The sequence below is a fragment of the Actinosynnema pretiosum genome, assembly GCF_024171695.1.
GTDB classification, from domain to species: domain Bacteria; phylum Actinomycetota; class Actinomycetes; order Mycobacteriales; family Pseudonocardiaceae; genus Actinosynnema; species Actinosynnema pretiosum.
In genome coordinates, this window is record NZ_JAMTCF010000010.1 from 48,567 (window position 1) to 61,729 (window position 13,163).

Annotated in this window: 13 protein-coding genes; 4 read left to right on the forward strand and 9 right to left on the reverse strand. The window is 75.9% G+C overall.

Annotated features, from left to right (window positions below; translation table 11 throughout):
* Positions 1-81: 81 nt before the first annotated feature.
* On the reverse strand, positions 82-1,311 hold the full coding sequence (locus LV78_RS21115) for a tyrosine-type recombinase/integrase (protein WP_253847015.1): 1,230 nt from the start codon (positions 1,309-1,311) through the stop codon (positions 82-84).
* Between the two features lie 375 nt (positions 1,312-1,686).
* Here LV78_RS21115 and LV78_RS21120 point away from each other — a divergent pair, with 375 nt between their 5' ends.
* Entirely contained in the window at positions 1,687-2,547 is an 861-nt protein-coding gene (locus tag LV78_RS21120) for a coiled-coil domain-containing protein (RefSeq protein WP_253847016.1), read from the forward strand.
* 426 nt (positions 2,548-2,973) lie between these two features.
* Here the strand turns inward: LV78_RS21120 and LV78_RS21125 are convergent, their stop codons facing one another.
* The gene (locus LV78_RS21125; protein ID WP_253847021.1) at positions 2,974-5,232 is read right to left on the reverse strand and encodes a helix-turn-helix domain-containing protein; all 2,259 of its coding nucleotides are present in this window, start codon (positions 5,230-5,232) and stop codon (positions 2,974-2,976) included.
* 141 nt (positions 5,233-5,373) lie between these two features.
* On the opposite strand from LV78_RS21125, the gene LV78_RS21130 reads away from it, so the two are divergent.
* Positions 5,374-6,441 (forward strand): alpha/beta hydrolase, encoded by a 1,068-nt coding sequence (locus tag LV78_RS21130; RefSeq protein WP_253847023.1) that lies wholly within the window; start codon positions 5,374-5,376, stop codon positions 6,439-6,441.
* 81 nt (positions 6,442-6,522) lie between these two features.
* Here LV78_RS21130 and LV78_RS21135 read toward each other — a convergent pair whose 3' ends face one another.
* From LV78_RS21135 to LV78_RS21160, 6 genes are read right to left on the reverse strand one after another with little or no spacing between them, the layout of a single operon-like run.
* Positions 6,523-7,920 (reverse strand): hypothetical protein, encoded by a 1,398-nt coding sequence (locus LV78_RS21135; RefSeq protein ID WP_253847025.1) that lies wholly within the window; start codon positions 7,918-7,920, stop codon positions 6,523-6,525.
* Complete coding sequence (locus LV78_RS21140) at positions 7,917-8,219, reverse strand: type VII secretion target (protein ID WP_253847027.1); 303 nt, start codon at positions 8,217-8,219, stop codon at positions 7,917-7,919. The genes LV78_RS21135 and LV78_RS21140 overlap by 4 nt, the downstream gene beginning before the upstream one ends.
* A complete protein-coding gene (locus LV78_RS21145; protein WP_253847029.1) occupies positions 8,216-8,617 on the reverse strand; it encodes a YbaB/EbfC family nucleoid-associated protein in 402 nt (133 codons plus the stop codon). The genes LV78_RS21140 and LV78_RS21145 overlap by 4 nt, the downstream gene beginning before the upstream one ends.
* On the reverse strand, positions 8,614-9,381 hold the full coding sequence (locus tag LV78_RS21150) for an ESX secretion-associated protein EspG (RefSeq protein ID WP_253847031.1): 768 nt from the start codon (positions 9,379-9,381) through the stop codon (positions 8,614-8,616). Before LV78_RS21150 ends, LV78_RS21145 begins: the two co-directional genes overlap by 4 nt.
* Positions 9,378-9,713: a hypothetical protein gene (locus tag LV78_RS21155; RefSeq protein WP_253847033.1), complete on the reverse strand. Its 336-nt coding sequence runs from the start codon at positions 9,711-9,713 to the stop codon at positions 9,378-9,380. Before LV78_RS21155 ends, LV78_RS21150 begins: the two co-directional genes overlap by 4 nt.
* Complete coding sequence (locus LV78_RS21160) at positions 9,710-10,858, reverse strand: WXG100 family type VII secretion target (protein WP_253847042.1); 1,149 nt, start codon at positions 10,856-10,858, stop codon at positions 9,710-9,712. Before LV78_RS21160 ends, LV78_RS21155 begins: the two co-directional genes overlap by 4 nt.
* Positions 10,859-11,112: 254 nt before the next feature.
* Between LV78_RS21160 and LV78_RS21165 the strand changes: the two genes are divergently transcribed.
* The gene (locus tag LV78_RS21165; protein WP_253847044.1) at positions 11,113-11,922 is read left to right on the forward strand and encodes a CE1 family esterase; all 810 of its coding nucleotides are present in this window, start codon (positions 11,113-11,115) and stop codon (positions 11,920-11,922) included.
* On the opposite strand, the gene LV78_RS21170 is transcribed toward LV78_RS21165, so the two are convergent.
* Positions 11,919-12,863, reverse strand: a complete 945-nt coding sequence (locus tag LV78_RS21170) for a helix-turn-helix transcriptional regulator (RefSeq protein ID WP_253847047.1) — start codon at positions 12,861-12,863, stop codon at positions 11,919-11,921. The genes LV78_RS21165 and LV78_RS21170 overlap by 4 nt on opposite strands.
* 63 nt (positions 12,864-12,926) lie before the next feature.
* On the opposite strand from LV78_RS21170, the gene LV78_RS21175 reads away from it, so the two are divergent.
* Complete coding sequence (locus tag LV78_RS21175; protein WP_253847049.1) at positions 12,927-13,163, forward strand: aldo-keto reductase family protein; 237 nt, start codon at positions 12,927-12,929, stop codon at positions 13,161-13,163.

A 13,163-nucleotide genomic window follows, 5' to 3' on the forward strand; every position in this document is an offset into this window, starting at 1 on the left:
TTACGTCACGGTGACGCTAGTTGGTGGACTTGAGGACGGCTTCCTCCCGCCCCCCTCTCCTGGGAACCACGTCGACCGGGGTCACCAGGCGTCCCGGACCGGGTTGTCCAGGGCCTGGCCGACCAGGTCGGCGGCGCTGCGGGACGGGTCGCGGGCGGCGTGGTTGTAGACCTGGCTGGTGGTGTCGATGCTGCTGTGCCCGACGTCGGCCTGGACGTTGCCCAGTTCGGCGCCCGCCTCGACGGCGGTGGTGACGTAGAAGTGGCGCAGGGCGTGGGGGTGCATGGCGTCGGCGACGTCGAGCAGGGCGTCTCCCCCGCTCTCGGCGAGCCTGCGCAGCAGCTGCCACAGGGCCTGGCGCTGGTAGCGGTTGCCGGTGCGGGTGGTCAGCAGCGGGGTGGTGTGGGCGGTGGCGCGCCGGTCAGCCCTGGTGATCTCCTTGCTGCGGCTCTCCTGGGTGCGCAGGTAGCCCATGAGCGCGGTCTCGGCGAGCGAGTGCAGGTAGACGATCCGCGTCTTGCCGCCCTTGCCCTCCACCCGCAGCGCCCGCCGCCCCCGGTTGACGTGCAGGTCGGCGCGGTTGAGGCCGCAGATCTCGCTGACCCGCAGCCCGAGCGTGAACAGGGCGACGACGGCCCCGGCGCGGGCGGTGTCGACCTCGGAGGCCCCGCGCCGGGGGGCCCGCGCGATGTCGTAGAGGGCGCGGACCTGGTTGATGGTGAGGGTGACGGTGCTGGTGGCGTTGTCGCGCGGGGCGACCAGGCCGAGGCGGCGGCGGTCGAGGGCGGCCGGGTTGCCCTCGGCGAGCCCGACGTCGGCCAGGTGCGCGTAGAGCGTCTTGACGGTGGCGAGCATCCGGTCGCGGGTGGCCACGGCCGCCCCTGCGGCGTCGAGCTGGGCGAGCCAGGCCTTGACCTGCGTGGTTCCGGCGCGGAGCGGGTCGATGCCGAGCCCGGCGCACCAGCGGAACCAGTGCAGGTGCCGCAGCCGCCCTCGTGGCGCGGGGGGCGGGCGGTGGTCGTCGGTCGCGGGGGTGGGGTTGATCTGGAGCACGGCGCTGTACCGGAGCACGGCGCGGGTCCACGCCGGGTCGGTGATGTCCAGCCACTCCCGCACGTCGTTCGGGCTGACCGGCAGCCCCACGCCCTCGGCGTAGGTCCGCCTGGTGGCGGGGTTCCCGTACGCCGCCAGCCACTCGGCGATCTCCCCGACCAACGTGGCCGGGTCCACGACCCCCGGCCACGGCCCACCCCCGGTTCCCCCCTCTCCTCGCAGCTCAGGCGACCCGCCCACCAGCACAACGTCACTCACCGCACGTGCCCCTACCTCTAGGTGATCTTCCCAGGTCAACCCTACCCACTTTTTAACTCAGCTACAAAAGAACAGTTCTGTAGCTGAGTACAGTTGGAGTTAAACAACTACAACCTAAGGTTGCCGGTTGCATAACCTAATACTAGGATCTTGGGTGTGCCCGTCACTTCTGCGGAGAAAACCCCGCTCTGCGCCTTCGCGCGCTGCAAAGCCCCGCTCCCCCCGCCAGGACCGAGGGGAGGCCGCCCGTTCGAGTACTGCCCGGACCGCGCGTGGCCCGGCGGGCACACCTGCAAGCAGCTCGCGGCGGCCGAAGCGGCGCTCACGGAAGCCCTGGAAGCGCCTCCGTCGCCAAACCTGTCCGGGTCCACGAGCGTGTTCGTCACAGCCGCGACCCAGGTCCTGCAACCGCTGGAGGAGCTGGGCGCGGCCCTGCGCGAGCTGAAGGGCGCCACCACCACCGAACTGCGCGAGGCCGCCGAGCAGGTCGACCAGGCCAGGGCCGAGGCGGCGCGCGAGCGCGAGGCACGAGAGAAGGCCGAAGCCGCCACGGCCAGGTCGGCGGAAGCGGTCACCGAGGCGGCCGAGGCGAAGGCCGCGGCGGAAGCGGCCAGGGACGAGGCGCTCACCGACGCCCGCACCGCGCGCGAGGAACGCGCGGAGGCGATGAAGCGCCGCGAGGAGGCCGAGACCGTCCAGCGCTCCGCGCTCCTGGACCTGGCCCGCGTCACCGCCGAGCGGGACGCGGCCCGCCACCAGGCCGAGCAGTCCACCGCCACCGCCACGGCCACGGTCGCCGCGATCACCGCGTCCGCCGACCAGCGCGTGCAGGCCGCCACCGACGCCCAGGTGACCGCCCGCGAGCAGGCCGCCGAGCTCAGGGCCGAGCTGACCTCGCTGCGCAACCAGCTCTCCGAGCGCACCACCAGGCTCGTCGCCGCCGAGGCCACGGCCGAGCGCCTGCGCGCCGAGACCGAGCAGCGCGTCGAACGCCTCACCGCCGAGGCCGAGGCGAAGCTCGACCAGGCCCGCGCCGAGCAGGACAGGCGCGCCGCCGAACTGGGCGCCCAGACCGAGCGCGCCGACTCCCTGCAACGCGCGCACGACCACTACCGCCGGGTGGTGGAGCGCGTCGCCGTCCTGGCAGGCTCACCGGGGCCGTCCGACGACCCGGAGACCACCCGCCAGACCCTGGAGGCGGTGGCCGCGCTCGCCCGCGAGCACCCCGTTCACTGAACCGCAGGCCTCGGCCTGTCCGCGCGGTCGCTGAACCGCAGGGCCGCATCCCGTCCACGTGGTCGTGGCGCCTGGGCCGCATCCCCGTTCACACGGTCGTGGTGCCCAGGCCGTGCCTTCGTCGACACGGTCACGGCCCCAGGCCGCAGCCCGTCGGGGCGATCACAGCGCCCGGCCGCCGACCGGCGGCCTGTCCCGTCCGCGCGGTCACGGTGCCCGGCCGCCGATCGATGGCCTACCCCGTCCGCGCGGTCCCGACCCACGGTCGCCGACCGGCGGCTCTCCGTCCGCGCGGTCCCGCCAACGTGGCCGGGACCGCGCGGACGGGCGCTCTCCTACCCGACCGCGCCCCTCACGTCGCCGCCCCAGCGGCTATTTCTTACGTCACCGTGACAAAACTAGGTGGTGTCCCCGGATGCCCGTTGATCACACCTTCTCGGCCACCTCGGCGCCCCGAGCACCCACCGGACCCCGAGCGAGCTGGTCCTGCAACCGCGCGTGCCGGAACTGGTGCACGGCCCCGGTCCGGCGCAGCACGCCCCGGCGGTGCGCGTCGTCCAGGAACCCGAGCACCGACCACGGCAGCCTGCCCGTGAGTGGCAGCCAGAAGCGGGTGAACAGCAGCCAGCGGCCCCACGCGGTGAAGGTGAAGACGTAGGCGCAGGCGCAGGTCAGCGCCCCCGTGAGCCCCAGGGACAACCCCTGGTCCAGCGGCCAGGTGAGCGGGCCGACCAGCGGTTGGAGCAGCGCCGCCACCAGCATCCCCCCGAACGCGAGCGCCAGCACGAACACCGGCACGAGCACGGCCACCCGCCTCAACACGGTCGTGCGGTCGGTACGCAGCACGGCGGCCGGGCTCAGCGCCGCGTCCAGGTCGACCGGCGCCTCCAGCACCGAGGTGAGCGCGAAGACCGCCCCCACCGCCACCCCGTAGACCAGGCCCAGCACGAGCGCGTCCACCAGCGCCATCCGCACCTGCTCCCGCGCCGACCCCGGCAGCGCGCCCAGCACGGCGAGCGCCAGCAGCGACGCGGGCTGCTGCGCGATCCCCACCGCCACCCCGGCGAGGAACCCGGCGCTCCCCCGGCGCGCGAACACCGGCCCGCGCCACCCGGACAGCCGCACCCGCACCCGCGACGGCTCGAACGCGCCACCGCCCCGCGCGACCACGACCGCGTGCGCCAACCCGACCCCCACCCCCACCACGGGCCCGAACAGCACCGCCTCCACCAGCACGGCCCGCACCCCGCGCTCGAACCCGAAGGTCGCCGCGTACTGCGGCAGGAACACCAGCAGCGTGGCGAGCGTCGCCGTCACCGCCGACACCAGCGCCGCCCCGAGCAGGCGGGCCGGGCGGCCGAGCGCCGACTCCAGCTGCCACCACGCCAGGTCCGGGGTGCCCAGCCGCTCCAGGTGGCGGGCCAGGTGCCCCAACCAGCGCCGCGCCCGCTGCGGCGTCCAGTCCCGGCGGCCCTGGGCGTGCGGGCTGTAGGCGGTGGGCACGAACCGGTCCAGCAGGTGCCGCTCCAGCTCGCGCGCGCTCGGGAACCGGGTGCGGTCCAGCAGGGCCTCGGGCGGTTCGCCGGTGTCGCCGTGGACGCTGCGGGCGAGCACGACCATCAGCGGGGTGCCGAGCACGGCGGTCAGGTCCGCGCAGGCCGGGTCGTCGGGGTGCTCGCGCAGGGCGGTGAGCACCGGCTCCCAGCGGCCCGCCCGGCTCGAACGGCGCAGGTGCTCTGCCGAGTCGGCCACCGCCAAGTCCTCGATCAGGACGCCCGCGGCGGCGGACAGCGCGCCCGCGCGCCCGACCGCGTCCCGGTACTCGTCCGGGCGGCTGGTCAGCAGCAGCGGCAGTGCCGTGGCGCTCAGCGCCGCCAGCGCGTCGCCGCGCAACCGCCCGGCGATCTCGTCGAACCCGTCCAGCACCGGCAGGACCCGGTCCGCGTCGACCAGCGCGTCCGCCAGGCTCGTGCCGTCGGGGGCGGGCGCGGCCAGGTCGGGGTGGTCGCGCAGCAGCCGCCGCACGAGCCAGTCCCGCAGGCCGGTGGCGCCAGGGTCCCACCCGCCCACGCTGAAGACCACCGGCACCGGGTCGTCGGGGGCGCGGACGTCCAGGTGGTCCAGGGCGAAGCGCAGGGCCAGCACGGACTTGCCGGCGCCCGCGCGGCCGAGCACCACCAGCCTGCCCGAGGGGACGGACCGGTGGACGTCCACGACCCGGCCGAGGTCCCCCGCCAGGTCCAGCGGTCGCACCGGCGCGCCCGGTGGCGCGCCCAGCACGTTGGCCCAGTGGTCGACCAGCTCCTCGGGCGCGGCCCGCCACCGCACGGGCAGCGGGAACGGGTGGTGCGCGGCGCGCGCCTCCACCTCCCGCAGCCACCGGCCGCGCAGCACCTCGGCGAGCCGCTGCGCCGCGACCGCCAGCGGACCGGTTGCCTGCGGCCGTGCGGCGGGTTCCGGGAGCACCGAGCCCGCCACGGCCATCAGCTCGCGGCGCTCACCCGGCGTGAGGCCGAGCGCGTCGGCCAGCAGCCGCAGGGTGTCGAGCCGGAAGTTCTCGTCGGCGCCGTTCTCCAGCCTGCTGATGGTCCGCACGCTGATCCCGGAGGCCGCCGAGAGCTGCTCCTGGGTCAGCCCCGCCGAACGCCGCGCCCGGCGGAGCGAAGGGCCTAACTCGCTGGTCACCTCGGTGCGCCCCCCTCGACGATCTCGGGCCAGGCCACCCTACCGCCGGGACCGGACACAGCCTGCCGGTTCCTGACCTGGTCCACCGGGCGGCTCGGGGGCGAGGGTGCGGACGACCGAACCCGACCGGGAGGAGATCCGATGACCCCGCACCGCAGGATCAGCGCGGCGCTGGCGGTGGCAGCCGTCGTGGCGACCGCGCCCGCCGCCACCGCGCAGGCCGCCCCCGAGGCCCCGCGCTTCACCGACGGCCACGGGCTGACCGTGGTCGAGCAGCCCGCCTGGCTCGACGGGGGCCACCGCAGCTTCAGCTTCGCGGTGCGCTCCACCCAGGTGCCCACCCCGACCCTGCTGACCGGCCAGAAGCCGGGGCAGCACACCGTCGTGGTCACCCTGCCCGAGGACTACGACCCCTCCGGCGTGACCAGGCACCCGGTCCTGTACTCGCTGCACGGCAACCAGGACAGGCCCGACAGCCCGTGGAACCGGCAGCTCGCCGAGCGGGCGACGGCGGGCACCCCGCTGATCACCGTGCAGCCCAACGGCGGGCGCAGCTGGTACTCGAACTGGGTCAACCCCGGTTCACTGGGCCCGCAGAACTGGGAGAGCTTCCACCTGGACCAGCTCATCCCGTTCGTCGACGCGAACCTGCGCACCATCGCCGCGCGCGAGGGGCGGGCGATCGCGGGGCACTCGATGGGCGGGTTCGGGGCGTTCCACTACGCCGAGCACCGGCCGGAGCTGTTCGGCCACCTCGGCAGCTTCTCCGGCGGCCTGGACCTGCTCGACCAGGCGCAGCGCGTGGCGGTGGTGGAGACCGCGCTCAACCCGGCGTCCGGGGTGCCCACGATCGGCGCCGACACGATCTTCGGGCCGCCGGTCTGGCCCCTGGACGGGGTGTGGAACGCGCAGAGCCCGGCACAGCACGTGGGGTCGCTGCGCGGGATGGGGGTGGCGATGTACGTCGGGAACGGCGGGGACCTGCTCGACAACCCGGTGCAGGCGGTGGTGGAGAACCGGGCCAGGCAGACCAACCTGGTGACGGCGGCCAACCTGCGGGCGGCGGGGATCGCGCACGACTTCGTCGACTACGGCGACGGCGGCGGGTGGGCGCCGGGGTGCACGGGCAAGCACGCCCAGTTCGCCTGCCTCCAGGCCGACTGGGACCACTTCGTCGGGTTGCTGGGCGCGCGGCTGCGGCAGTCGTGACGGGGCAGTCGTGACGGGGCGGTCGTGACGGGGCGGTGCCGGGGACCACTGCGGTCCCCGGCACCGTCGTCGCTGGTCAGGTCAGGGCTGATCGGCCTCGCCGAGCACGCTGACGACCGTGGTGTCGGCGGCGAACAGGCCGAGGTCGCCTTCCAGGCGGTAGCGGTTCTCGTGCTCGGTGTCCTCGCCGCCCTGGCCGCGCGCGCCGCCTGCCGCCGGAACGGCGGGGAAGCCTGAGGCCGTGGTGTCGCCGGTGCCGGTCGGGGCCTGGCCGGCGGCAGGTTCCCTCGGGGTGTTCGCGAGGACCGTGGTGAGCCTGCTCGACGGCCGCGCGCCCGCCGTCCCGGTGCTCGCCGCCACGCCCGCGACCGGGAGCGCGCCGCCCGGCGGGAGCGCGCCCGATCCGGTCTGCGGGGCGCCCGTGGCGGGACCGCCACCCGCGCGCAGGTCCGGCGTGGACGGGGACAGCACCCCGGTGCTCGTGGTCGTTCCCGGCGGCAGCGCGGCCGACGGCTCGGTGGCGCCGAGGTCGTCGGGAGCGCTCAAGCCGGGCGTGCCTGCCGGGGTCGCGCTGCCAGGGTCCTCGGTGCTGCCCGGTTCCCCGCTGGTGGCCGGCTCCTCGCCGGTGCTCGGGTCGTCGGCTCCGGTCACGTCCTCCGGTGCGCCGCTCTCGCGGGTCGTGGTGGCCTCGGTCGTGGTCCTCTCCGCCCGCTCCAGGTCCTTCGACGCCGTGCCCCTGGTCGCCTCCGGTGGTGTCCCGGCCTGCTCCGCCAGGTCCCGCAGGAGGTCGACCACGGCCTGCACGACGGTCAGCACCATCGTGACCAGCTTCATCAGGTTGACCCCACCGGCCAGCAGGTTCGCCAGGATCTCGGCGATCGCCTCCCCGCAGCGGGTCGCGACGCCCACGCACGTCGCGATCGCCTCCCCGACGCTCAGGCCCATCGTCAGCGGGGCGCGGGCGATGCCGCTCGCCATCACCGGCACCATCTCGCGCACGGCGTCCACGATCTTCCCGACGACGCCGCTCAGCGCCCCGACCACCTCCTCGCCCGCGCCGCTGATCGCCCCGGAGATCGTGGTGGCGGCCTCGGCGAGCGCGCTGATCCCGTCCGCGACCTGCGCGCCGGTGACGCGGTGCGCGTCGGCCGCCTCGCCGCTCCACCCGCTGTCCTCCGCCTGCCGGAACACGTCGGCGAGCGCCTCCACGTCCGCCGCCACCCCGGCCACGCCCAGCGCGGACGAGGTGACCGCGTCCCCGTCGCCCCGGAGCTGCTCCAGCGGCGCGGACAGGAACGACACGTGCGGGGTGAGGACGCCGACGCCCGCGCTCGCCAGACCGGCCAGCGGGTCGACCACCTCGCCGAGCAGCGCGAGGTCGGCCTCCGCGCCCCCGCCCTCGGCCCACCGCCTCCCGCGCACGGCGGCGGACAGGCCCGTCAGCTCGGCCAGCAGCGCCCCGGTCGTCGTGCCGCTCATCGGGTACCCCCGGTCAACCGGTCCGCAGAGTCGTCGTCGGCGCGCTGGTAGTCCTCGGCCGAGCGGCGGACGGCGGCGCCGATCGCGTCGACCGCCTCGGACGCGCCGCCGATCGCGGCGCCCGACCGCTCGACGGCGCCGGACAGCCCCGCCGCGAGGAACCGGGTGAACGAGCCGAGCGCCCCCTCGGGCACCCCGTCCGGGACGCGCCCGGCCGCCCCGGCGAGCCGGTCGGCGACGCCCGCGATCGTGGTCGCGCGCTGTCGCAACCGGTCAGCGTCCACGTGGAAACCGCTCATGCCCGCACCCCCGGGTTCGCGTAGTAGTCCTCGTCGTCCTGCTCGTCGCGCCCGCTGGCGGCGGGGGCGGGCAGGTGCTCGGCGACCGCGTCGAGCGCCGCGCCCTCGCCGACGAACTCGGTCATGATCTCGGCGATCCGTCCGGCCGCCGACGCCCGCGCTGCCTGGGCGGTGGCCACGACGAGCTGGGCGAGCGCGTCCGGTTCGAGCGCGCGGGCGTGCGCGGACAGCCGCAGCCGCTCCAGCGCGCCCCCTGGGCCGACCCAGGCCTCCACCTCGCCGCGCGGGGAGGCGGCGTGCCCGCCGACCTGCCGCAGCAGCGTGGCCGCCCGCGCCGCGCCGTCGGCCGCGCCCGCCAGTTCCCGCCGGTAGTCCGCCAACCACTGCTCCGCGTTCACGGCCGTCCCCCTCTCTCGCCCTGCTCGCCACCGCCGGTCAGCGCGCGCAGGAAGCGGCGCACGTCGTTCGGGTGCAGCGGGTTCACGCTCACCCAGCCGTCCGCGCCCCGGTCGATCCGGAGCCTGCCCGCCGCGCTGTCGAGCCAGGACAGCTCGATGCGACCACCCCGCCCGGCCCCGCCGAGCTGTCCACGGCCGCTCACCCCGCGCAGCAGCGCCGCCAACCGGTCCAGCTCGGCCGGGTCGCCGCCCGCGTCGCGGGTGAGCGCGCGCAACCGGTCCTCGTCGGCGCCGCCCGAGGCCGCGTCGACCACCTCGCGGGTCAGGGTGACCGGGACGACGGGCGCGCCGGGCAGCGCGGGAACGTCCCGCAGCAGCTCGTCCACCAGGCCGTCCCGGTCGATCTCGACGACCTCGACCAGGTGGGCGAGCGCGGGGGTGAGCGGCTGCCTGCACACCAGCGCGGTCCGCTCCCGGCGCAGGGCCAGCACGCCGAGCGGGCCGTCCCGGCCGCCGGTGAGGACCAGGTCGACGGGCTCGGGGGCGCGCAGGGCGGTGACCAGCGCGCCCGCCAGGCCGGTCGGGCCGGTGCGGTCGGCCAGGTCGCGCGCGACGAGCGTCGCGCCCGCCGAGGCGAGCACGGCGGCGCGTTCACCGGCGGTGCGGCCGTGGCTGGGCACCTGCACGGGGTAGGGCATCGGGGCGCCCGCGTGGGTGGTGAGCAGGTCGAGTTCGGCGAGCGCGAAGCGCGCGGCGGCGGTCACCCGTGCCTCCCCGTGACCGCGTCGACCGCGTTCAGCGTGGACGCGACGGCTTCGTCCAGGTCGGAGTACTCGGACAGGGCGGTGACGAGGGCGCGGTGGTGGTCGCGCAGCGCGTCGTCCGCCGCGCTCAGCTCACCGGTCAGTCCCGCCCGGCCTGCCGTGGCGCTGAGCCTGTCGGCCATCGCCAGCGCCGGGGGCGCGGTGCCCAGCAGGGGTTGCCGCTGCCCGAGGGTGGTGGCGGAGACCACCAGCGCGGACAGCGCGTCCGCGACGTCGCCGAGGCTCGTGACCAGGGCGGTCAGCTCCGGGAGCGCGACCTGGTAGCCCGTCATGCCCGCCTCCCCCGGTCCGCGTCCCACGCGGCGTCCCCGATGACGGCTCTGGTGGCGGGCCGGTCGTCGTCGAACAGCCCCGCGACGACGTCCGGCTGACGCCGCTTGTGGGCGCGGGGTTCGGCGTCGGGGGCGTGCTGCGGCAGTGCGGGCAGGGGCGGGTTGCCCAGAGGGGCGCTCTGGGCGGTGGTGACCGGGTGGCCGCTGGGGAGCTGGGTGATCACGGCGCGCAGCGCGGGGGCACCGGGGGCAGGCGGCGGGGCGCCCGTGGCGGGCAGGTCGGCGTGCAGCAGCCGGGCCCACGGCACGCCGCCGCTCGCGGCCGACACGACCGTCGCGCCCAAGCTGGTGACCACCTGCTGCCCCGCCCCCGGAGCATCATCAACCACTTCGCCCACTCCGACCGCTCCACCTGGGGCGACCCCCACGAACCCGGTCCCACCCGAGGTCGCGCGCACGGGCGGGGCGATGAGCGCGCCGCTGCCGTGCAAGCTCGCCTCGTAGCCGCGCATCACCTCCACCGCCCGCTCCCGCCCACTCCCGGCCAGGGCGTCAACCCTGAACGCGCTGGTCCCACCCGCAGCCACCGCGCCGACCGCGAACACCACCCCGCTGTCCCCCACGTCCGGGAGCGCGACCTGCCCACCCACGGGCAGGGGCATGGTCCGCCGGGCGAGGTCGAGCGCGTCCGCCGACTCCTGCGCCGCCCGCCCGACCAGCCGCGCCCGCTCACCGATGGCGCCGATCAGCTCGGCCAGTTCCCCGATCCGCCCGGCGGCCCGCTCGGCCGCCTCACCCCGCCAGTGGGCGGTGAGCGCGCCGCGCTGGGCGCGCACCGCGTCGGCGTGCCCGGTCAGGGCGTCGGCGTGCCGGTTCCACTCGGCGGCGATCGCCCCGACCTCACCGCTGTCCGCCCGGTCCCGCAGCATCCGGTAGAGCTCCTCGTGGCTGTAGGCGGCCCAGTTGATCGGCTCGAACGAGGCGCGCTCGGCCGTCGGCACGTCCCCCGCACCACCCCGCCCCGAACCGGTGAGCGCCGCGCGCAACGCGTCGACGACGTGCTGGCTGGAGACGTCCAACTCCCGCAACGCCGCCGCGAACGGGTCGTCGATCATCCTCGTGCTCCCCCCTGGTCGGTCCGTCATGCCGACGAGGGTGGGCGCGCGGGGCCCGCCATCACCAGGACGCGGACCGGACATGCCTGTCCTGGGGGGCTTGACCTGGGAGAACGGCTTGGACGTGCCGCGCGTCGAGTGCAGCGGGATCAACGAATATCTGCGCCGCCCCCGCAGTTCCGGCACACTTCCTCCGCCTGCGCTGACGCCCCAACCGGATGAGTTATCCACTCATGCTACGGTGAAACGGATTCCCTATCCGCATCACCGCCCCGGAGCCCGCCATGCCCGTCACCCGCGCCTCGGTCGAAGCAGCAGGCCGCACCCGCACCTACACCCTCGTCACCCAGTCGGCCGAGGTCACCGACCTGGTGCTGGTCTTCCACGGCTCCAAGCAGACCGCCGACAAGCACCGCGCCTTCACCGGCCGCGCCTTCGACGCCCTCGCCACCCCCGGCGCCGCCGTCGCCTACCTCGACGGCCACAAGGGCAACTGGAACGACGCCCGCCGGGGCAGCCGCTTCCCCGCCCGCACCGAGAACGTCGACGACGTCGCCTTCACCGAGGCCGTCATCGCCCGTCACGCCCCCGACCGGGTCCACGCGATCGGCTACTCCAACGGCGGCCAGTTCGTCTTCCGCCTGCTGCACGAGCGCCCCGGCCTGCTCACCGCGGCGGTCGCGATCGGCGCGACCATGCCCGCCCCGGACGACTTCACCGTCCCCACCCCGCCCGCGCCGACCCCGTTGCTGCTGGTCAACGGCACCCGCGACCGCATCGTCCCCTACAACGGCGGCGAGCTGAAGCCGTGGGCGAGGGCGCTGTTCAAGGTCGACGGCGACAACCTCTCCGCCCCCGCCACCGCCGCCTACTTCGCGCGGCACAACGGCATCACCGCCGCCCCGACCAGCACGACCACCGGCAAGGCCGAGCGCACCGACCACACCCTGCCCGGCAAGCCCCCGGTCACCCTGCTCACCGCCCACGGCGCCGGTCACACCATCCCCGGCCCCGCGAAAGCCCCGTTCGTGCTCGGCTCGACCAACCAGGACGTGAGCACCGCCGACCTGGCCCGCGAGCTGTTCGCCCGCTAACCGGAGGCGTCCGCGCTGCGCCGCGCCAGCAGCGCGAACGCCTCCGCCAACTCCGGCGGCCCCACCACCTCCACGTCCGCGTCGAACCGCAGCACCGACGCCGCCAACCCCACCCACGACCACGACCCCGCCACCACCCGGCACCGCCCCGCCCCGACCTCCTGCACCACCGCGTCACCGACGTGCGCCGCCACCGCCGACGCGGGCAGGTCCAGCAGCACCTCGCCCCGGCACGGCCACTCCCCGTCGACCGACCCCCGGAACCGGCCCCGCACGAACGCCGCCACGTCCCCGCCCGGCACCTCGCGCGGCGCGAACCGGGGACCACCGGGAAAGCGCGGGGTGATCCGGTCGGCGCGGAAGGTGCGCCAGTCCGCGCGGTCCAGGTCCCACGCCACCAGGTACCAGCGCCCACCAGCCGCGACCAGGTGGTGCGGCTCCGCCCGGCGCGGCGGCCCGGCGGAGTCCGCGTAGTCGAACCGCAGCACCTCCCGCGCCCGCACCGCCGCGCTCAGCGCCACCAGCACCTCCCCGTCCACGCGCGCCGCCCCCGGCCGCTCCAGCGCCGTGACCCGCAGCGCGTCCACCCGGTGCCGCAACCGCGCGGGCAGCACCTGCCGCACCGTCGCCAGCGCCCGCGCCGCCGCCTCCTCCACCCCGGCCCCGCTGCTCGCCGCCACCCGCAGCGCGACCGCCAGCGCCACGGCCTGCTCGTCGTCGAACAGCAGCGGCGGCAGTTGCGTCCCCGCGTCGAGCCGGTACCCGCCGTCGGGGCCCTTGACCGCCGCGATCGGGTAGCCCAGCTCGCGCAACCGGTCGACGTCGCGTCGCACCGTGCGCGCGCTGACGTCCAGCCGCTCGGCCAGCAGCGCGCCCGGCCAGTCGCGCCGCGCCTGGAGCAGGGACAGCAACGACAGCAACCGCGCGGAGGTCTTCTGCACGAGTCGCAGTATCACCCCGGATAGCGGACAGGACCTGACCGCTACTCCCGCGAGGCTGGTCGGGTGAAGACGCGCGAACCGGGCAGGACCGGCATCCGGATCAGCCCCCACCGCCCAGGCAGCACGGTGTTCGGGGCGGGCATCAACTCCCTCGACACCGCCGACGTCGTGCTCGCCACCGGGGGCACCGGCCCGATGAGCGCGGACCCCACCTGGCGGGGGAGCTCGCGGAGCTGGATCATCACCGCCGTGGAGGACTCGCTGCGCAGGCACCCAGCCGTCGAACGGGCGGTGGCCTGA

Coding starts and splice junctions, on each gene's coding strand:
- LV78_RS21130 (WP_253847023.1), top strand. CDS start 5,374: ATGACCCCGCACCGCAGGATCAGCGCGGCGCTGGCGGTGGCAGCCGTC.
- LV78_RS21135 (WP_253847025.1), bottom strand. CDS start 7,920: ATGAGCGGCACGACGACCGGGGCGCTGCTGGCCGAGCTGACGGGCCTG.
- LV78_RS21140 (WP_253847027.1), bottom strand. CDS start 8,219: ATGAGCGGTTTCCACGTGGACGCTGACCGGTTGCGACAGCGCGCGACC.
- LV78_RS21155 (WP_253847033.1), bottom strand. CDS start 9,713: ATGACGGGCTACCAGGTCGCGCTCCCGGAGCTGACCGCCCTGGTCACG.
- LV78_RS21160 (WP_253847042.1), bottom strand. CDS start 10,858: ATGACGGACCGACCAGGGGGGAGCACGAGGATGATCGACGACCCGTTC.
- LV78_RS21165 (WP_253847044.1), top strand. CDS start 11,113: ATGCCCGTCACCCGCGCCTCGGTCGAAGCAGCAGGCCGCACCCGCACC.